The 19,556-nt window shown below is 58.7% G+C and carries 15 protein-coding genes; 14 read left to right on the top strand and 1 reads right to left on the bottom strand.

The annotated features are described in order from the left end of the window. Positions 1-31: 31 nt before the first annotated feature. Both ACE2AA_RS16145 and ACE2AA_RS16150 read left to right on the top strand, forming a co-directional pair. Positions 32-1,177 (top strand): glycosyltransferase, encoded by a 1,146-nt coding sequence (locus ACE2AA_RS16145; protein ID WP_395370490.1) that lies wholly within the window; start codon positions 32-34, stop codon positions 1,175-1,177. Next, on the top strand, positions 1,174-2,139 hold the full coding sequence (locus ACE2AA_RS16150) for a glycosyltransferase family 2 protein (protein WP_141262376.1): 966 nt from the start codon (positions 1,174-1,176) through the stop codon (positions 2,137-2,139). Before ACE2AA_RS16145 ends, ACE2AA_RS16150 begins: the two co-directional genes overlap by 4 nt. Before the next feature lie 183 nt (positions 2,140-2,322). Here the strand turns inward: ACE2AA_RS16150 and ACE2AA_RS16155 are convergent, their stop codons facing one another. Then, entirely contained in the window at positions 2,323-3,654 is a 1,332-nt protein-coding gene (locus ACE2AA_RS16155) for a UDP-glucose/GDP-mannose dehydrogenase family protein (RefSeq protein WP_141262388.1), read from the bottom strand. Positions 3,655-3,969: 315 nt separating this feature from the next. Between ACE2AA_RS16155 and ACE2AA_RS16160 the strand changes: the two genes are divergently transcribed. The 12 genes from ACE2AA_RS16160 (at position 3,970) to ACE2AA_RS16215 (ending at position 19,517) form a co-directional block, all read left to right on the top strand. Next, on the top strand, positions 3,970-5,448 hold the full coding sequence (locus ACE2AA_RS16160; RefSeq protein ID WP_141262377.1) for a mannose-1-phosphate guanylyltransferase/mannose-6-phosphate isomerase: 1,479 nt from the start codon (positions 3,970-3,972) through the stop codon (positions 5,446-5,448). Positions 5,449-5,820: 372 nt separating this feature from the next. Next, on the top strand, positions 5,821-7,323 hold the full coding sequence (locus ACE2AA_RS16165; RefSeq protein WP_227001125.1) for an exopolysaccharide biosynthesis polyprenyl glycosylphosphotransferase: 1,503 nt from the start codon (positions 5,821-5,823) through the stop codon (positions 7,321-7,323). A gap of 37 nt (positions 7,324-7,360) precedes the next feature. Further along, complete coding sequence (locus tag ACE2AA_RS16170) at positions 7,361-8,176, top strand: WecB/TagA/CpsF family glycosyltransferase (protein WP_141262378.1); 816 nt, start codon at positions 7,361-7,363, stop codon at positions 8,174-8,176. Positions 8,177-8,181: 5 nt separating this feature from the next. Then, positions 8,182-10,392: a polysaccharide biosynthesis tyrosine autokinase gene (locus tag ACE2AA_RS16175; protein WP_227001126.1), complete on the top strand. Its 2,211-nt coding sequence runs from the start codon at positions 8,182-8,184 to the stop codon at positions 10,390-10,392. 19 nt (positions 10,393-10,411) lie between these two features. Next, the gene (locus ACE2AA_RS16180) at positions 10,412-11,563 is read left to right on the top strand and encodes a glycosyltransferase family 4 protein (protein WP_395370493.1); all 1,152 of its coding nucleotides are present in this window, start codon (positions 10,412-10,414) and stop codon (positions 11,561-11,563) included. After that, on the top strand, positions 11,563-13,041 hold the full coding sequence (locus tag ACE2AA_RS16185) for a flippase (protein WP_141262380.1): 1,479 nt from the start codon (positions 11,563-11,565) through the stop codon (positions 13,039-13,041). Before ACE2AA_RS16180 ends, ACE2AA_RS16185 begins: the two co-directional genes overlap by 1 nt. An 8-nt stretch (positions 13,042-13,049) precedes the next feature. Beyond that, a complete protein-coding gene (locus ACE2AA_RS16190) occupies positions 13,050-14,426 on the top strand; it encodes an outer membrane beta-barrel protein (RefSeq protein ID WP_395370495.1) in 1,377 nt (458 codons plus the stop codon). A 94-nt stretch (positions 14,427-14,520) separates the two neighbouring features. After that, positions 14,521-15,078: a polysaccharide biosynthesis/export family protein gene (locus tag ACE2AA_RS16195; RefSeq protein WP_141262381.1), complete on the top strand. Its 558-nt coding sequence runs from the start codon at positions 14,521-14,523 to the stop codon at positions 15,076-15,078. A 34-nt stretch (positions 15,079-15,112) separates the two neighbouring features. Beyond that, a complete protein-coding gene (locus tag ACE2AA_RS16200; protein WP_395370496.1) occupies positions 15,113-16,264 on the top strand; it encodes an acyltransferase family protein in 1,152 nt (383 codons plus the stop codon). A gap of 237 nt (positions 16,265-16,501) precedes the next feature. After that, on the top strand, positions 16,502-17,578 hold the full coding sequence (rfbB, locus tag ACE2AA_RS16205; protein ID WP_141262383.1) for a dTDP-glucose 4,6-dehydratase: 1,077 nt from the start codon (positions 16,502-16,504) through the stop codon (positions 17,576-17,578). Beyond that, entirely contained in the window at positions 17,575-18,495 is a 921-nt protein-coding gene (gene rfbA, locus ACE2AA_RS16210; RefSeq protein ID WP_395370498.1) for a glucose-1-phosphate thymidylyltransferase RfbA, read from the top strand. Before rfbB ends, rfbA begins: the two co-directional genes overlap by 4 nt. A gap of 251 nt (positions 18,496-18,746) precedes the next feature. Then, positions 18,747-19,517: an SDR family oxidoreductase gene (locus ACE2AA_RS16215; RefSeq protein WP_141259320.1), complete on the top strand. Its 771-nt coding sequence runs from the start codon at positions 18,747-18,749 to the stop codon at positions 19,515-19,517. The last annotated feature ends 39 nt before the right edge of the window (positions 19,518-19,556 follow it).

Below are 19,556 nucleotides of genomic sequence, written 5' to 3' on the forward strand. Positions count from 1 at the left end.
GGAAGGGACGCCTGGTGCATCCAGGCCCTGTGTGGCAATATACCGAACGCAGATCCTGCCATGGTCGGAAACATTCGTGCGCGATCAGGCCCGTGCCCTGACACGCTGGCGCCCCGTGCTGATCGGGGAGCGGACGATAGGGCAGCTGCCGCTGGACGGCATGGCCATCCGGGCGCTGCATGATGGGCCGCCCACGTTGTTCCAGCGCCTGATCGGCATGGGATCGCGTTACCTGGAACGCCCCGTGCCGGGTATGATGAAACTGGCGCGCGCGGTAAATCCGGATCTGGTGCATGCCCATTTCGGTTTTGACGGCGTGGAGGCATGGTCCGTGGCGCGGGCATTGCATGTGCCGCTGCTGGTCACATTGCATGGATCGGATATCACGACCCATATGCACTGGTTCGCCGCAGGTGGCGGGGGACGGCGATGGCGTGCCTATCCCGGCAGGCTGAAACAGCTGGCTACCGTGCCACAGGTCAGTTTCGTAGCGGTATCCCACAGCATACGTGAGGCCGCGCTGCGTGCGGGCCTGCCCGAACAGCGTATCCATGTCTGTCCCATCGGGATTGATGTCCGTCGCTTTCATCCGACCGGCCAGCCGGTTGCCCGGCGGGCGCCGGTTATCCTGTTCGCAGGCAGGCTGGTGGAAAAAAAGGGCTGTCGCTACCTGATCGATGCCTTTCGCACCGTTCGTGCGCAAATGCCCGATGCGCAACTGGTCATTGCGGGGGACGGCCCCGAACGCCCGATGCTGACCAGCCTTGCCACGGGAATGGATGGTGTTTCGTTTTACGGCCGGTATTCAGCAGCCGAAATGCAGCCGCTGCTGGAACAGGCCCGTGTTTTCTGTCTGCCCAGTGTCACCGCCGCCAATGGTGATGCGGAAGGCATGGGCCTGGTCCTGCTGGAAGCCCAGGCCAGTGGTGTCCCGGTCGTAACATCGGCGCGGGGTGGTGCGACGGAGGGCATTATTGATGGCACGACAGGCTTCGCCTTTGCCGAAGGGGATGTCACGACGCTGGCCGCGCGCCTGCTGGACCTGTTGCGTGATGATGATCTGGCAGCACGTATGTCTGCGGCCGGGCCGGTTTTCGTGGCGCAGAAGCATGACGTCGCCCGCTGGGCGGCAACACTGGAAAACATTTACGACAGTATGACAGGACGCATCCCATGAACGTTCCCATGTCCGTCAGTCTGGTCATTACCACCTATAATGCACAGGCCTTCATCATGCGCGCCGTCAGTTCCGCGTTGGAACAGACGCATGCGCCGATGGAAATCATCGTAGTGGATGACTGTTCCACCGATAGCACGCCAGACCTGCTGCACAGGCTGGCGCGTGCGCATGATAGTATCCGCGTCATGTCCACGCCGTATAACGGGGGGCCATCGGTTGCGCGCAATGTGGGGCTGGGTGCCGCACGGGGCGACTGGATCGCCTTTCTTGATGCGGATGATGCCTTTGCCCCCGACAGGCTGGAAGTGCTGATGGCACGTGCCGCAGTCGGGGATTGTGACGCGGTGGCGGATGATCTGGCCTATTATGACGCCATGGCAGGCCAGGTGACGGGCCGCGCGATGGGGGCGGGGCAGGTGCCGCGTAATCCTGTTGGCCTGCGTGATTACATTGCCCATAACCGCTCGGGCGGGGACGGATTTGACTGGGGGCTGCTCAAGCCTGTTTTCCGGCGGGAATTCATGCTTGCCCATGGCATACGTTATGATCCGGTGGTGCGGCATGGGGAGGATTTCCTGCTTATGATCGCCTTCCTTATGGCTGGCGGCAGGTTTTTCCTGATCGATCATGCCACGTATCTTTATACACAGCGGCAGGGCAGTGTCAGTGGACGTGCATCGGGCATGTCGCGTACGGTCATTGCCTATCGTGACATGCACGATACCGCGCTGGCATTGGCGCGAGATCCACGTATCCGGGACAATCCCGAACTGGTGGACCTGCTGCACCAGCGTGCGGCGGGACTGCAGCGTCTGGATGATTCCTATTTTGTGTCCGTGGCGCTGCGTTCAGGGGCAGTAGGGGCGATTTTCCGGCGTATCATGCGGCGACCGGCATTCCTGCCTGCCATGATCCGGCAGGTGGCGGCTGCACTCAGGCGCAGGTTATGCCATTCCTGATGTCCGGTATGGTGTTCAAATAGTTCATTGATGAAAAATAAAGTTCCCGGGTACCGTTTTTTTGAAAAGGCGGTACCCGAAAATTTTTGTTTTTATCAATAATCCGTTTTCGAGCATTCTCTGGAAAATGTCGCAATAAGCATTCGGACCATGCGCATGCATGGTCCGGATTTTGTGCTGTGGTTAGCGCGGCTGAACCGCGTCCGGCCGCCCGAGGGAGATATATTTGAACCCCGCATCCTTTATGGTTTTGGGGTCCCAGATATTGCGCAGGTCCGCAATCTTGCGGCCCTTCATTTCCCGCGCCAGCTTTTCCGGGGCAAGTGAGCGGAATTCATTCCATTCCGTCAGCACCACAAGAATGTCGACACCTTTCGCCGCGTCCAGTGCATCCGTGCAGTAGGTAACGGAGTGTGGCAGCACGGGGCGGGCAGTTGTCATGCCGGCGGGATCAAACGCACGGATATGCGCCCCTCCCTTGTCCAGCATGTCCAGAACGGTAATGGACGCCGCCTCGCGCATGTCATCGGTTTCAGGCTTGAAAGTCAGTCCCAGCACACCGATCGTAAGCCCCCGTACATCCCCATCGGCAAAGGCGATGATACGTTCACCCATATCCTTCATGCGCTGGTCATTGACCGCAACCGTGGTTTCGATCAGCCGTACGGGTGATCCCGCATTGCGCCCGATTGCCGTCAGTGCGCGTGTATCCTTGGGAAAACAGGACCCACCAAAGCCGGGGCTGGGGTGCAGGAACTTCTTGCCAATACGTCCATCCAGCCCGATGGAGCGCGCCACGTCGTTGACATTGGCGCCAACCTTTTCACACAGGTCCGAGATTTCATTGATAAAGGTGATTTTCATCGCGAGGAACGAATTGGCGGAATATTTTATCAGTTCCGCCGTCTCCAGTCCTGTAAAGACAATGGGCGTTTCCAGCAGGTAGAGCGGCCTGTACAGCTTGCGCAATATGTTCTGTGCTCGTTCCGTACCCTCAGGTTTATATTGGTCAGTGCCAATAATGACACGGTCAGGGCGCATGAAATCCTGAATTGCGTTGCCTTCACGCAGGAATTCCGGATTCGATGCAATATCGAAATCCAGGTCCGGACGCGTTTCGCGCACGATACGCGCAATTTCGCGCCCCGTACCAACGGGCACGGTCGATTTGGTGACAATGACGGTGTAGCCGTCCGCCACGCGCGCGATCTGTTCCACGGCGGCGTAGACATAACTTGTATCCGCCTGCCCATCGCCCCGGCGCGATGGCGTGCCCACCGCCACGAACACCGCATCCGCTCCCTTGACCGCGGCGGCAATGTCGTCACCAAAGGTCAGGCGCCCTGCTTCCACGTTTTCTTCAACCAGGCGGTCCAGGCCGGGTTCATAAATCGGGATACGCCCTTCACGCAGGGCGGTCAGGCGGTCCGGGTTGGTTTCAACAATGGCAACGTCGGTGCCAAATTCAGCAAAACATGTACCGGAGACCAACCCAACGTAGCCTCCACCAATCATAGCAATTCGCACCTGGACCTCCCTGATTTCGTATCACGGCCTGTTGTCCGGAACAGGCCGGAATCTAAAGCTTTTCAAAGCGGGTTGAATAAAAACAAAAGTAATAAGATGCGCATGTTCCGTAACCCGGAAGATGTCATGCGGATGCTACACAAGGGCATGATCACGACGAAAATATGTTTGAGCACCACATTCTTGACAAAAAAATTTCCGCTAAGTGCATTCGCAACATCAATGTCCGCCATGACCGGTTCTGTTCCCTTCGGGAAACAGCGGATACGTGCAGCATGAAACACGCAGGACGGAGTCACGATCATGACGTTTATGACAGCAACGGATGTAACCGTATCTGTGCCTGAACCCCGTAACCGGACCATTACGCCCGTTATCCTGTCCGGTGGGACGGGAACGCGGCTGTGGCCCGTTTCGCGTGCCAGTCACCCCAAGCAGTTCTGGGCACTGGCATCCAGCCAGACAATGATCGGCGAAACATTGCAACGCGCCACGGGGACGGCGTTCGCGCCGCCGATTGTCGTCTGTAATAACGCGCACCGTTTTCTTGTCGCGGAACAGTTGCGCGAAAACGGGTGCGAGGACGGGCGTATCATCCTGGAACCCGCCGTGCGCAATACGGCGGCAGCGATTGCGGCCGCAGCCCTGCTGGCGGCACAGGATGATCCCGAAACCCTTCTGTGGATCATGGCCGCCGATGCCGTTTTTCGGTATCCCGAGCGCCTGCCTGCAATTCTGGAAAAAGCATCAGTCGTGGCGCGCGAGGGCTATATCGTCACATTCGGCATGAAACCCGACGTGCCTGAGACGGGGTACGGCTATATACGCCTTGGCGTGCCCCTGTATCCCGATCACCCTGATGACAGCGTGTACCGGGTCGCCCGCTTTATTGAAAAACCTGACCATCTGCGTGCGACCGAAATGTTGAATGAAGGGGGATATCTGTGGAATTCGGGCATGTTCCTTGCCCCGGCATCCGTCATGCTGGCAGAACTGAAACGGCATGAACCCGACGTGCTGGAAAACGTGCGGCAGGCATTGCTCAACAGTGAAAACGACCTGACTTTCCGCAGGCTGGAAACCACAGCCTTCCTGCGTTCTCCCAATGTCAGCATTGATTACGCGGTCATGGAGCGCACGGATCGCGCCGTGGTCATTCCCGCTGATCTGGGCTGGTCGGATGTCGGGAACTGGAATGCGTTATGGGAACTGGGGGACAAGGACGCCAGCGGGAATGTGGTGGTAGGCGATGTCGTGCTGAAACAGTCCCATAACTGTTACGTGCGCAGCGAAGGGATGCTGACGGCCGTGGCGGGGCTTACGGATATCGTGCTGGTGGTGACATCTGATGCGGTTCTCGCGATTCATCGTGATTACGCGCAGGATGTTTCCGCTCTTGTGTCACATCTCAGGACGACCAACAGGGCGGAAGCCGAAATTCACAATCGTTGTTACCGGCCATGGGGTTTTTACGAAGGGCTGATTCAGGGTGAACGGTTCCAGGTCAAGCGGATCGTGGTGTATCCGGGCCAGAAACTTTCGCTGCAGAAGCATTTTCACCGGGCGGAACACTGGGTTGTGGTCAGTGGGACTGCAATCGTCACGCGGAATGAAGAAAAACTTATGTTACAGGAAAACGAAAGTGTCTATCTGCCGTTAGGGTGTATGCACCGGCTGGAAAACCCGGGGCGTATTCCCCTGACCCTGATCGAGGTCCAGTCGGGTCCATATCTGGGTGAAGACGATATCGTCCGCTTTGAGGACACTTACGGTCGGCAGTAAGATAAAGTGTCGGTCCATGCGTGAAGGTCGCAGTAAGGGTTTCACGCATGTGGCTACCGGCTTTTTTATTGAACAGTCCATGTTTCCGATATGCGCTCATATCGTTACGTTATAATAACGTACTTGTAAAAAATATGCGACTGTCATGAATAAAATATGAGTGGGAAATTCTTTCCATGTATTTGTGTCATGACATATTTTTGCCCTAAAATACCCGGAACATCCCGGTCAGGATAACCGGGCATTCCGGGCACTGTAAAAAACAACAACAGATGAGGATCATTTCGCACTCGATTGTGCAGTGCGGAAAATGGCAGGCGAAGCCTTATGTGGCGTCAGGTTGCATTCCGCGCCGACAGGAGATGTTTCAAAATGAGCGAGGCACTCAGGCACTTGAAAAATGATGAAACGGACCTGTCGTCGCTATCTGCCGGGATCGACAGCATCCCCCGACGGGTTCATACGGCGCGCACCGGGGATGACAGCTTCGCCTACCGTCATCCCGTTCTGACACAGGCGGTGGTCGTGTCGGATGCCATGTCCGTATGCCTTGCCATCATGGCATGTATTACGTGGCAGCGTATTTATGATACACCTGATGAACTGTCTGGCGCCCTTCTGCTGGCCAATATCATGGCGGCGGGGGCGTTTTTTCTGTTCCCCAAGAATATTCCGCTTCTGGATATTCCCGACCTGACGCGGGTGTCGTGTCAGATCCGCTACCTACTGTTGCCTGTCGTGTTCGGCGAGGTGATTTTCTGCACCGTTCTGCTCATGTTGTCATGGCCGCCTGCCGTTACGTTGCGCATGGGGGCGGAATGGCTGGCCTTTGTGGTGATTGCGCTGATGCTGGAACGGTGTGTGGGCACATATATCGTGCATACGCGCACGGTGACCCGTCGCCTGGCGCGCAAGGTGGCGATCATCGGTTCGGGCGGGGAGGCGGCGCAGATGGCCACCCGCATCAATACCCGCATGCAGCGCATGTTCCGCCTCGTCGGGATTTTTGACGATCAGGGCAGCAATGTTGACGGCACGATAGAACAGCTGGTCGCGCATGCGCGGGAGGATGACATTGATGCAGTCATCATATGCTTTTCTCCGGCCGAGGGCGGGCAGCAGCATGTCATGGACATATTGTGGCGCCTGCGTGGCGTGCTGGCGGATGTTTATGTCGTGCCATCGCTTATGACGGAGGACTGTCACGGCTGGCCGGTTGAACGCTTCGGACCGTTTTCCCTGACCGTATTGCAGCGCCGTCCGTTAAGTGAATGGGACATGCTGGAAAAACGCGCGTTCGATCTGACCGCCAGCATGCTGCTGCTTGTGGCGCTGGCCCCGGTGCTGGGGCTTGTCGCACTGGCGATCAAGCTGGATTCCCGTGGTCCCGTGCTGTTCTGTCAGCCACGGCAGGGGTTCAACAACCGTTACTTCAACGTATTCAAGTTCCGGTCCATGTACACGGATATGTCGGATATGGACGCCGCGCGCCAGACGTCGCGCACCGACCCGCGCGTAACCCGTGTTGGCAGATGGATACGACGGCTGAGCATTGATGAACTGCCGCAGCTTTTCAATGTGCTGCGCGGTGAGATGTCGCTTGTCGGTCCACGTCCCCATGCACCGCAGACGCGCGCGGGTGGACAACTGCTGCATGAGGCGATGGAGGAATATGTTGCCCGTCACCGTGTGCAGCCCGGCATTACCGGCTGGGCGCAGATCAATGGATCGCGGGGGGAACTGGTCACGCGTGATGACCTGCGCCGCCGTGTGGTACTGGACCTGGAATACATACGCGCATGGTCGATCTGGCTGGATATCAAGATCATTTTCCTGACCATAAAGCGCGAGATTTTCAGTCGGAATGCGTTCTGAATTCCTCAATTTTCATGATGATGAACGGTGTATTCAAATGAACGCAAATACAGGAATCGCAGTGGACGACACGATTGTCGATGTCATGGGCCTGCCGCTGCACGACATATCGCGTACGGACATTGTCCAGCGCGTGGTGAATGCAGTTCGGGCGGGACAGAAAATGACAGTCGTCAACGCCAACGCCCATATGGCGGTGGTTTCGCAAAAACAGCCATGGCTGCGCACGCTGTTCCGACGTGCCGACATTGCGTTCTGTGACGGGGCGGGTGTGCAGCTTGCGGGCATCATGCTGACGGGGCGTCACCTGCCACGCACCACGCCACCCGAATGGATCGGGGCGGCCCTGTCGCAGTTGGGGCGGGATGCATCGGTGTTCTGGATCGGGGGGAAGCCGGATGTGGTGGAAAGGGCGGCAAAAGCCTTTTCCGACAGGTATGGCGTGCATACGGTGGGCACGCAGCATGGCTTTTTTGACCCGACACCCGGATCGCGTGAATCCACGCTGCTGCTTGAACGCCTGCGGGCGACGCAACCTGACATCATCCTGCTGACCATGGGCATGCCCCGACAGGAACGCTGGCTGTATGACAATATGGATCACCTTTCCACCGGTGTCATCATTACGGCGGGCGCACTGGTTGACCATGCGGCCGGACGTGTGCGCCGTCCCCCCCGATGGGTGGCGAACATGGGGCTGGAATGGCTTGTGCGCCTGGTGCGTGAACCGCGCAGGCTGTGGCGGCGTTACCTGCTGGGACTGCCTGTATTCGGGTTTCATGTCCTCGTTTATTTGCGGCGCAGGCTGTTGCATCGGTCCTCGTCGTCCATTTCGCGGAAACTTGCCGGATAAACAGCATGAATTACGTTTCCATACAGGGGCGGGCCACTTCAATGTCATGGACAGCGCACGATGTGGGCCTTGTCATCCGTCAGACAATACGGGCATTCCTGCGGCACAGGATGCTGTTCGCGCTGACCGTTCTGGGTGTGCTGGTCACGGGCGGGGCGGTCATGCTGACGCTCAAGCCGCGCTATACCGCGACCACGACCGTCGTGGTGTCGGGGCGCGCGCAGCAGGACCCGCTGGCCCCCAACGGGCAGCAGCAGAACCTAGCCCCGCCAGATGATGAACTGGTGTCGACCGAAGCCGCGATGATCCATTCGCGTGATGTCGCTGCCGCCGTCCTGGCGGAACTGCCGCCACCGGCCGCCGCAGCCCATGTGGGCATGCGCGACCGGTTGTGCCACATGGGGCTGGGGTTCCTGTGCCATGCCAGCACGCCGGTTGACCCGCAGGTGCAGCGTGAGCATGAGGAAGACGCCTTCCTCAACAACCTGACCATAACACCGGAACCCCGCACGCAGATCCTTGATATCAACGTGGTTGATGGCAATCCCCTGCGTGCGGCGGCCCTGGCCAATGCCGTGGTCACGAATTACCAGCGCATCGCGCTGGCGCGGCAGACGGCGGACATCAATCATGTGGCGACATGGCTGGACAACCGGACGGCCGCCCTGCGGCAGCGGTGGCTGGATGCGGTGCAGAAGGCCAATGCCTTTGATAATGCCCATGGCCTGACCAATACCACCGAGGGCAGTACCAGCACGCCGCTGATCGAACGCCAGATTGCCGACACCTCCGCCAACCTCAGTCAGGCGGAAGGGCGGCTGGCCGCAGCGCAGGCCCGTGCCGACGCGCTGCGTGATGCGGCCGCAAGGGGGGATGCGCGTGCGGCGGTTGCCCTGTCGCAGGAACCCATTCTGGTGGCTACCGCCAATGCGCTCATGCAGTTGCAGAGCACACGGCAGGAGGAAGCGGCCACCTATGGTCCGCAGCACCCGCGCCTGCGCGCGCTGGACCAGCAGATCGCAACGACCCGCGCCAGCCTGGAAGCCGAGACGCAGGCGGCCCTGAGCACCATCCGCGAAGACCAGATTTCCGCCCGCGCCGAAGTCCAGCGCCTGAATGAAAACCTGGACCTGCTGCGCCAGAAGGCAGGCGGGCAGAGTGCTCCGCAGGCGGAGTACCGCACGCTGGACCAGGAAGCGCAGAGTGCACGCGCCGTGTATGAAACCTTTCTGGAGCACGCCAAGGAAGTGGTGGACCGCGCAGCCCTGCTGCAGCCGCCCATCGCTGTCGTCTCGCACGCCTCCGCCCCTGATGTGCCCAGCTTTCCCAACCGCAAGAAAATCGGTCTGGGGCTGATGGCCGTGGCGTTGGCGGCCGGGGCGGGGGCTGTCCTGCTGCGTGATTACTTTGCTGCGGGTTTTACCGAAATCGAACGCCTGCGTGCCGCCGTTCCGCTGCCACTGCTGGCGGTCGTGCCCAAGGTGGGGGGACGGACGGAACAGGCCGTGCGACGGCATGTGATCGACCACCCGTATTCCCGCGCGACCGAGGCGGTACGCAGTCTTGTCATGCAGTTGTCCATGCGGGTGCATGAAGCGGGGCAGCCGATGTGCCTCGCCATTACCTCTGCCGGACCGGAAGAAGGCAAGAGCACGCTGGCGCTGTGGATGGCGACAGTAGCACGGCGGGGCGGGCAGAAGGTACTGGTGATCGATGCCGACCACCGCCGGGGCATGCTGGACCAGTACCTGGCCGATGCCACGACGGGCCGTCCCTCACTGGGCATGAGTGATCTTGTGACAACAGGGGTGCCGGTGGCCGACGTCATCCGCACCGACCCCGATACCGGTTTTGACTACATTCCCGCAGGCCGCACGATGCAGCATGCCTTCAGCCCCGTCGAAATCCGGCGCCTGCGCGCGATACTGACGGAACTGAAGCGGTCGTATGAACTAGTCATCATCGATTGCCCACCGCTGCTGGGACTGAGTGACGCGCTGGTGCACGCCAATATGGCCGATCAGGTCATTTTTGTCTGCCGCTGGAAAAGCACTGCGCAGCGCGCCGTCATGGCCTGCCTGGAACGGCTGGAGGGATATGGCGCGCCAGTGGCGGGCGTGGTGGCCACCATGGTGGAAGATAACGCCATGGACGTGATGGGCTACAGCTACGGCAACCGGGACATCAAGATCCTGAGCCGTTTTGACGAGAAATGAACAACAGGGGGACGAAATCTTGAAAGTTCTGCATATCTGTCGCCAGTTCAGTCCCTCTGTCGGTGGGCTGGAGGATTCACTGCTCAACCTTGCCCGCAGCCAGAGACAGGATATGGGCATTGATGCGCAGGTCCTGACGCTCGACAGTGTATTCGGGCGCCAGGGCAGGCTTGCGCATCGTGACATGGTCGATGGCATACCGGTCATCCGCATTCCATGGCGGGGTTCGACCCGCTATCCGCTGGCGCCACAGGTGCTGCGGCATATCGGGACGTTTGACCTGCTGCATGTCCATGCGATCGATTTCTTTTTCGATTTTCTGGCATGGACATGGCCGTTCCACCGCAAGACCATGATCGCGTCCACCCATGGCGGTTTTTTCCATACCGGTGCGTTGCGGCGGATCAAGGAAATATGGTTCCGCACCATCACGCCGGTTTCCGTGCGGGCATATAAACGCATTGTCGCATGCAGCTACAGTGATGCCGACCTGTTCCGTACCGTGGCGGCGGGACGGTTGCAGACGATTGAAAACGGCATCAACCAGACGCGCTTCCGTGATGCGGCATCCCATGCGCCGGGGCGCACCATCCTTGCTTTCGGGCGTTTTGCCGTGCACAAGCGGCTCAAGCTCCTGTTCCAGCTTGTCGCCCTGCTGCGGCGCGAAAGTCCGGACTGGAAACTGATCGTTGCGGGGCAGGATTCCAACCTGACGGTGGCCGATCTGCAGCGGCAGGCACAGGCATGTGGCATTACGGATGCCCTGCGTATCGTGTCAGGCCCGTCGGATGCCGCCCTGCGTGACCTGATGGGGGAGGCAAGCTTCTTTGGCTGTCTGTCCGCGCATGAGGGATTTGGCCTTGCGGCGGTGGAGGCAATGTCCGCAGGGCTGGTCCCGATCCTGAGCAACATCACACCCTTTGCCCGGCTCATGCAGCAGGGAGCGGCAGGCGTCATGGTCGATCCTGACAACCTTGCCCCCGGCGCACGGGAAGTGGAGGCACTGGCCGCATCCCTGCCCGATACGGCGGATGCATTGCGGGCGCGTAATATGGAAGTGGCCAGCCGTTACGACTGGAACAGTGTCGCGCAGGAATATGTGCGCCTCTATCAACAGGTTCTGGGTCAGGCGGGGCCACGATCCGTCATGGCGACAGCAGGGGCGGAGTGATGGCGCAGAGCAAATTTTCCACCAATTTCCTGTTCAACGTATTCGGTTCCATTTTCCCGATCATCGTCTCGCTGGGCACCGTGCCGTTTTACCTTCACCTTATTGGCACGGACCGGTACGGCATTGTTGCGATTTCGTGGATCCTGCTGGGGTATCTGGGGTTTCTGGATTTCGGGCTGTCACGCGCATCGGCCAATGCGCTGGCGCAGCTGGGGCACGCCACGGCGCGTGAGCGTTCGCCCGTGCTGATGACGGCGTTCTACAGCAATCTTGGCCTGGGGGCGCTGGGGGGGCTGATCCTGTATCCGATCGGGGACATGGTTCTGCTGCATTTCGTGCGTATCCCGCCCGACCTGCTGGCGGAAACGCGCCATGCCTATCCCTGGATGGCGGTCATGCTGCCACTGGGCATGGTCAATGGCGTGGCGACGGGGGCGCTGGAATCGCGTGAACGCTTCCTGCTGTCCAACATGCTCAATTCCAGCACCACCATGGCGGGGCAGATCATTCCGCTGATCTGCATCCATTTTTTCGGTCCGCAACTTACGGTTGTCCTTCCCTCCATCGTGCTGTCACGGCTGGCCATGATCGGGCTGGCCTATTGCGTGGTCATGGTGCTGGAATGGCCGATCCGGCCAATGGATTTTGACGTGAAATGGCTCAAGCGCCTGCTGGGCTACGGATCATGGGTCAGTATTTCCAGCCTGATAAACCCGCTGCTGGATACGTCCAACCAGCTTATCATCGGTGCGACGCTGGGGGTGACATCGGTGGGGCAGTACACCGTGCCGATGAACCTTGCCATGCGTTCGCAGGTTGTGGCGACGGCGCTGGCACGCACGCTGTTCCCGCGCCTGTCGCGCGCTGACAGGGGGGAGGCGGTCGACCTGACCCGGCGGGCCACCGCGTCGCTGACCTACGGGTTTGGCATGATCTGCGCGCCGGGCATCCTGTTTTCGGGGGCGTTCCTGCATATGTGGGTTGGCGGGAGCTTTGCCGATGTTTCGCGTCCCGTAGCTGAAATCCTGATGTTCGGGGCATGGACCAACGGTATTGCCTTCCTGCCGTACGGGTTGCTGCAGGGGCAGGGGCGGCCCCATATCACGGCCAAGGTCTCGATGGTGGAGATCCTGCCCTTTTTCTGCGTGCTGTGGGTCATGATAAAATGGTGGGGCCTGCCGGGGGCCGCCGCAGCCTGGACGTTGCGGGTCACGATTAATTTAATTGCTCTTTACCTGTTGTCGGATTGCCTGTCACAGCAGACTTGGCGACTTGTGCCGGGGGTGTTGATAATGACAGGGGCGCTGATTGTGAGTCTGTTGATTCCCATGAATCTGATAGCTTCCGCATGCGCCGCCACCATGGCGGGGCTGGCGATGGCTGTCGCTGCATACCGGCTGGACCCGGGACTGCGTGACATGGCTCACCGATTTATCCAGCGTGCGGGGGGCAATCCCCGTCTTACGATTACAGGTTAGGGTAAGGTATGAAGGTAGGGCGGTTGCAGGATGGTGCCAGGGTATGGCGCTGCCTGTCGCGGGGACCGGTCGGGGTGGTGGTGCTGGGGATCGGTCTGCATGCGCACGGTGCGCATGCGCAGTTGATCCAGCAGCTTTTCCCGTCTGATATTCCCGGTTATTCCACGGATATGACCGGGTCGGTTGTAACCCGGCAGATGATGGGCCAGCAGACGGACGGCATTGGCCTGGGTAGCTGGCTGCTACGGCCCAGCGCGTCGGAAAACGTGGGTTATAATTCCAACACGCTGGGTATCCCGGGGTCGGGCAGCCCCGTAGTGCAGACTTCGGCCAATGTCAGCGTCAATTCACGCTGGCGGCGTCACGCGCTGGGGGCGTCGGTAGGTATGGATGACCATCGTTATCCCACGCAGTCGATCGCCAGTTACACCAACTGGCACGGCAATATCGGCGGGACGCTCAACCTGGGCCACGACACGCTCAGCATGGCCTATTCCCACTATCAGTACCACCTGTCCGCCACCAATCTGGGCGTGTATGGCGTGGTCTATCCCGTGCCCTATCAGGTCAATGACGGACGACTGACCTATACCAAGATGTTTGGCCGTTTCAGCCTGATCCCGGCATTCGATTATCAGGACTTCTCTTTCGGGACGGCGCCGGGGCCGATTTCCATTGATTACGGCACCATCAGTCACAAGACTGAAACAGGGTCGCTGACCTCGCGCTATGAATTTTCGCGCGGGAATGCGGCTGTCATCGTTTTTCGCGGGTCCACGGCACAGTATGATTCCGCACCGGAGGCATCGGTCAACAACTATGCCGATGGGGCAGGTTTCGGTGGTGTGGATTTCCGTAGCGGGCAGGTGTGGCAGTACCGCCTGCTGGTTGGCGGGGAAACACGCAGTTTCAGCAGCGGCCGCAGCCCTTCGGTCACGACCCCCACGTTTGAGGTCAATGTGTCATGGATGCCGCGCCGCATCGATACCGTCACCCTGACGGCGGCACGCCACCTGAGCGACCCGGAAACCCCGTTCGCCCGCAATCAGGTCGTAACCGACGTGCGGATGCAATGGGATCATGAACTGCGGCATAACGTGTTCCTCCGCGCCTACGCTGAATATGGGGAAAGCGCATCGCAGTCCAGCATGACGGTCACCACGGGTTCCGCCACGTCCAGCCTGGAAGGGAGCCGCCTGCAGAAACAGATCCATTTTGGCGGATCTGTTTTCTGGAACATCGACCGTCACGTCCGTGCGTCCCTTACCTACAACTATGTCAATAACGCCACATCGGGCGGGAACGTGAATTATCTGAACATCCCGGGGCGTCTTTCCACGTTTACGAGCAATACAATACTGTTGGGCTTTTCCTTTTCCGGCTGACAAAGGCTGGCCGTACGGGCGAAAGCGAAGGAAAACCACATTGAATGATTTGGGAGTGACCATGTTTGCAATGATACGGAACACGTGTCGGCCCATGATGATGCAGGCAGCCGGCGTCACGGCCCTGCTTGCCCTGAGCTGCTGCGCCTCGGCGCGGGAGCAGTCCTTTGAAGCGGTCGATACCCGGGCCTACCATCTTGGTCCGGGCGATCAGGTGCGTGTCATTACCTATAACGACCCGCAACTGAGCAACACGTTTACCGTAAGTGACAATGGAAATATCGATTTCCCGCTGCTGGGTACGGTGCATGCGGCAGGGGCCGAGCCACGTGACCTGGCCCAGCGCATTTCCACCAGCCTTGAACAGAAGGGTATCCTGACCCAGCCCAGCGTATCGGTGGAAGTCGCGCAGTACAGGCCGATCTATATCCTGGGCGAGGTCAACCACCCCGGCCAGTATCCCTATCAGCCGGGCATGACCATGCTGACCGCTGTCGCACTGGCAGGTGGCTTTACCTATCGCGCCGTGACCAACCGTGCGACCGATGTACGGCATGAAGACCTTGATACCCCCGCACATGAAGGCCGCATATCACGTGCGACCGTCCTGCTGCCCGGTGATGTGGTGACGATCGACGAGCGGTTTTTCTAAAACCTGACAAGATACATGCAATTAGGGGGATAACATGCCCAAGGCCCGTTCCATCCCCAGCCTGACCGGCGTACGTGGAGTTGCGGCGTTATGGGTTTTCATGACCCATTTCTATGGTCTGGCTGCCGATATCCTGCACCAGCCATGGATGCTGCATTCGCTGTTTCTGTTTAACGGCTTTCGGGGCGTGGACCTGTTTTTCGTGCTGTCGGGCTTTATCCTCATGCATGTGCATGAAGGGCAGTTCGCTGTCCTGCGGTGGCATGTTATCCGGGACTTTTTTATTGTCCGCTTCTTCCGGGTCTATCCACTCAATACATTCGTGCTGCTGGCCATGGTGCCGCTTGTGCTGCTTTCGCCCGGTTATGTAGCCATGCAGCGCTATTATACCGATCCGGCCTTCGCCTATCGCGCACATAACCTGTCCCTGCCAGGGTTTGTGCAGACCCTGCTGCTGGTCCAGAGCTGGACCGTGCTGAAGCTGGGGGAATGGAACATCGTGTCATGGACCCTGAGTGCGGAGGTGCTGGGTTATCTCCTGTTCCCGCTGCTGGCCATGGGGGCGATGCGTATTGTATCCCCGCGCCATGCGCTTGCATTGTGCGTGGCCAGCCTTGGGGTGCTGGTTGCGGTGCTGTTTGTCTGCCATCATGCCAATAATAACCCGACAGGCACATTTGGTGCCATTCGCATGTTCTTTTGCTTTTCTGCGGGGATATTGCTGTACCGCGCCTATCATATGCTGCCCGACAGCATGGAACGGCATGCATCATCCATTACATTGGCGGCTGTCGCGTTTATTGCGGCGACACTGTTCTTTCCGGTTGTGCCGGTTCTGGATGTTTTCGGGTTTACGGCACTTATTTTCGGGCTGGCCTACCAGCGCGGCGGGGTGGATGCGCTGTTGCGTTCGGGGCCGGTCATCTGGCTGGGGCGTATATCATTTTCGTTTTACCTGACGCATTACCTGATTATTGGCATCATATCATGGGGTATGGGCGAATGGCTGCGTCATCTTGGCTTCGTGCCGGGGCTTGCGGTGACTTTTGCAATATTCGGGTTGTGCCTGCTTGTGGGTGCGGTCTGTTATCACCTGGTTGAACGCCCTTCGCAGCGTTTTGGCCGCAGGGTCATGCAGCGGGTCGAAGCACGTGATGCCATGATCGCAGTGCGCGGTGCGGCCTGACCCCCTGTATTCAGGAAATCGTGTTATTCTGCCTCAATACTGTTTTTTGTCTCATTAAGGCACCGTTCTCCATATTTATGACACAGACCGCCCATTAGACTGTCGTAATCTGATTGTGGTTATACATGGTTGTTACAGTATTCCTGTCCGGCTTCAATGCGTGGAACGATCGGCTTTTTTCCCGTTGTGAAAAGTCATGGGGGCGTACGGCCATGTTACGGGGGAAGGAAGTAGGAAATGCGCATACTGATAACGGGAGGCTGCGGGTTTATCGGTTCCGCGGTAGTAAGGCACCTGATTGCCCAGACCTCGCATGATGTCCTCAATGTCGATGCCCTGACATATGCCGCAAGTATAAGGGCAACGGAAGACGCCACGGCAAGCGGGCGTTACAGGCTGGAAGTTGCAAATATTACGGACGCTGCCGCCATGGCGCGGGTATTTGACGATTTCGCCCCCGATGCCGTCATGCACCTGGCAGCGGAAAGCCATGTGGACCGTTCCATTGACGGACCCGGCACATTTGTCAGCACAAATATAGTTGGTACCTATACATTGCTTGAGGCTGCGCGGGCGTGGTGGATGCGACAGGATGAGGGGCGGCGGAAATCATTCCGTTTTCACCATATCTCGACTGATGAAGTCTTTGGTGCGTTACGTCCCGGTGACCCGCCCTTTACCGAACAGACCCCCTATGACCCGCGTAGTCCGTATTCGGCCAGCAAGGCATCATCCGACCATCTGGTGCGGGCATGGTACCATACTTATGGCCTGCCGACATTTGTCACCAACACCACCAATAATTACGGGCCGTGGCATTTTCCTGAAAAACTGATCCCCCTGGTGACGATCAATGCGATCGAGGGCCGGGAACTGCCGGTTTACGGCACGGGACAGAATGTACGCGACTGGTTGTTTGTCGAAGACCATGCCGAGGCGCTGGTTCGCGCGGTGGAACAGGGACAGCCGGGTGAAACCTATGCCATTGGCGCGCGACAGCCGCGTACCAACATGCAGGTGGTGGAAGCAATCTGCGCAATACTTGATGAACTGCGTCCCAATCCGGCAGGCCCGCATGCGCGCCTGATACGCCATGTGACCGACCGGCCGGGACATGACTTCCGTTATGAAATCGACCCGACCCATGCGGAACAGGCACTGGGCTGGCGTGCGCGCCATGATTTTGAACATGGCATCCGCCGCACGGTGCAGTGGTACCTGGATAACCGGGAATGGTGGGAAAGCATTCGGGCCGCCCGTTACAGCGGGGAACGCCTTGGCCACGCGGGTGACAAGATGGGAACAGCAGCATGAGCGAGAATACTACAACGAAACCGGTCAAGGGCATTCTTCTGGCTGGTGGTTCGGGTACGCGCCTGCATCCCATGACGCAGGCAGTCAGCAAGCAGTTGCTGCCGGTTTATGACAAGCCGATGATTTTCTATCCGCTGTCCACGCTCATGCTGGCGGGGATACGCGATATCATGATCATCTCGACGCCAGCGGACCTGCCACTGTTCCGCCGCCTTCTGGGGGATGGATCGGATCTGGGGGTAACCTTCACCTATCGCGAGCAGCCTTCACCCGATGGCATCGCGCAGGCCTTCATCATTGCCGATGACTGGCTGGATGATTCGCCATGTGGCCTGATACTGGGTGATAACCTGATTTTTGCCGACCATCTGGGCAAACAGTTGCGCGCCGCGGCCAACCGGCCAACCGGGGCCACGGTCTTTGCCTATGAAGTACGTGATCCCGAACGTTATGGCGTGGTCAGTTTCGCCCCAGACGGGCATGCGCTGGATATTGTGGAAAAGCCCACGCACCCGCTGTCGAACTGGGCTGTAACGGGGCTGTATTTCTATGATGGGCATGTGCGCGAATATGCCCGCAGCCTGAAGCCTTCGCAGCGTGGGGAACTGGAAATTACCGATCTGAACCGGATTTACCTGCAAAATGGCGACCTGCATGTCCAGCGGCTGGGCCGCGGCTGTGCATGGCTTGATGCCGGCATGCCCGACAGCCTGATGCAGGCGGGACAGTTCGTGCAGACCATCCAGTCCCGTCAGGGGTTACTGGTTGGTTCTCCGCATGAAGTGGCCTTCCGTCGTGGATTCATCGATGCGGCGGCGCTGGAAGCCTATGCAAAGCGCATGATAAAGACCGAGCTTGGGCGTGCGCTTATGGAAATTGCCAATGCCGTTCCCGAAAAGGATGCCGAAGCGGCGTAGGGATCTTTTGAAAACAAATAAAAGGTTTTGAGTGCCGTCTTTTTTCGAAAGGCGGCATTCTTTGAAGCTTTTGGAAAAAAAGCTTCAACAAAAACGTCTTTATGACTGCAGGCTGTTTCCTGACCTGAGGTCAGGGCAGAAGAATCACGAAAACGTGTCATGAAATTATGAATGTGTTGTGTGGCGTCAATGCCCTGAATGAGAATTTCCTTATATTTTAAAGAAGGTTACTTATTCAGGAGCATAAAAACATGGGACGCGTATCGGGAAAGGTGGCGCTTGTTACCGGCGCATCATGCGGGATCGGCAGGGCGACAGCCCTGCTGCTGGCGCGTGAAGGGGCGAAAGTGGTTGTGGCCGACCTGAAGGCGGATGAAGGTCGGGCCGTCGTCTCCGAAATTACGCAAGCAGGGGGTGAGGCGCTGTTCGTCCCGCTTAACGTTACGGCTGAAGATGACTGGAAGCAGGCGATGGCCGCCATTGCCGCGAAGTTCGGGCGGCTGGATATAGCAGTCAATAATGCTGGCATCCTTTATGCCGGTTCTGTCGAGACAACCAGTCTTGCTGACTGGCGGCGTGTGCAGTCGGTCAATCTGGACGGGGTATTTCTGGGCACGCGTTACGCCGTGGAAGCCATGAAGCCACATGGTGGGGGATCGATCATAAACCTGTCCTCCATCGAGGGGCTGGTCGGTGACCCCACGCTTGCCGCCTATAACGCCAGCAAGGGCGGTGTCAGGCTGTTCACCAAATCAGCCGCACTGCACTGTGCGAAACAGGGTTACAGGATTCGGGTCAATTCCATCCATCCCGGCTACATCTGGACCCCGATGGTGCAGGGCTTTACCCAGGAAACCCCGGACCAGGCCGCAGCCCGGCAGAAGCTGATTGACCTGCATCCGCTGGGTCATCTGGGGGAGCCGGATGATATTGCCTATGGCATCGTATTCCTGGCATCCGATGAATCAAAATTCATGACCGGCAGCGAACTGGTTATTGATGGTGGCTATACCGCACAGTAATGCAGCCGTATTTATTTGAACGAAGCAGGTATCCGCGCC

The organism is Komagataeibacter diospyri (assembly GCF_043995075.1).
GTDB lineage: Bacteria > Pseudomonadota > Alphaproteobacteria > Acetobacterales > Acetobacteraceae > Komagataeibacter > Komagataeibacter diospyri.

Bases quoted from the DNA above. Each gene is read 5' to 3' on its own strand.
- ACE2AA_RS16150 (WP_141262376.1), top strand. From the start codon at position 1,174: ATGAACGTTCCCATGTCCGTCAGTCTGGTCATTACCACCTATAATGCA.
- ACE2AA_RS16155 (WP_141262388.1), bottom strand. From the start codon at position 3,654: ATGATTGGTGGAGGCTACGTTGGGTTGGTCTCCGGTACATGTTTTGCT.
- ACE2AA_RS16160 (WP_141262377.1), top strand. From the start codon at position 3,970: ATGACGTTTATGACAGCAACGGATGTAACCGTATCTGTGCCTGAACCC.
- ACE2AA_RS16165 (WP_227001125.1), top strand. From the start codon at position 5,821: ATGAGCGAGGCACTCAGGCACTTGAAAAATGATGAAACGGACCTGTCG.
- ACE2AA_RS16170 (WP_141262378.1), top strand. From the start codon at position 7,361: ATGAACGCAAATACAGGAATCGCAGTGGACGACACGATTGTCGATGTC.
- ACE2AA_RS16175 (WP_227001126.1), top strand. From the start codon at position 8,182: ATGAATTACGTTTCCATACAGGGGCGGGCCACTTCAATGTCATGGACA.
- ACE2AA_RS16185 (WP_141262380.1), top strand. From the start codon at position 11,563: ATGGCGCAGAGCAAATTTTCCACCAATTTCCTGTTCAACGTATTCGGT.
- ACE2AA_RS16190 (WP_395370495.1), top strand. From the start codon at position 13,050: ATGAAGGTAGGGCGGTTGCAGGATGGTGCCAGGGTATGGCGCTGCCTG.
- ACE2AA_RS16195 (WP_141262381.1), top strand. From the start codon at position 14,521: ATGATGATGCAGGCAGCCGGCGTCACGGCCCTGCTTGCCCTGAGCTGC.
- ACE2AA_RS16200 (WP_395370496.1), top strand. From the start codon at position 15,113: ATGCCCAAGGCCCGTTCCATCCCCAGCCTGACCGGCGTACGTGGAGTT.
- rfbB (WP_141262383.1), top strand. From the start codon at position 16,502: ATGCGCATACTGATAACGGGAGGCTGCGGGTTTATCGGTTCCGCGGTA.
- rfbA (WP_395370498.1), top strand. From the start codon at position 17,575: ATGAGCGAGAATACTACAACGAAACCGGTCAAGGGCATTCTTCTGGCT.
- ACE2AA_RS16215 (WP_141259320.1), top strand. From the start codon at position 18,747: ATGGGACGCGTATCGGGAAAGGTGGCGCTTGTTACCGGCGCATCATGC.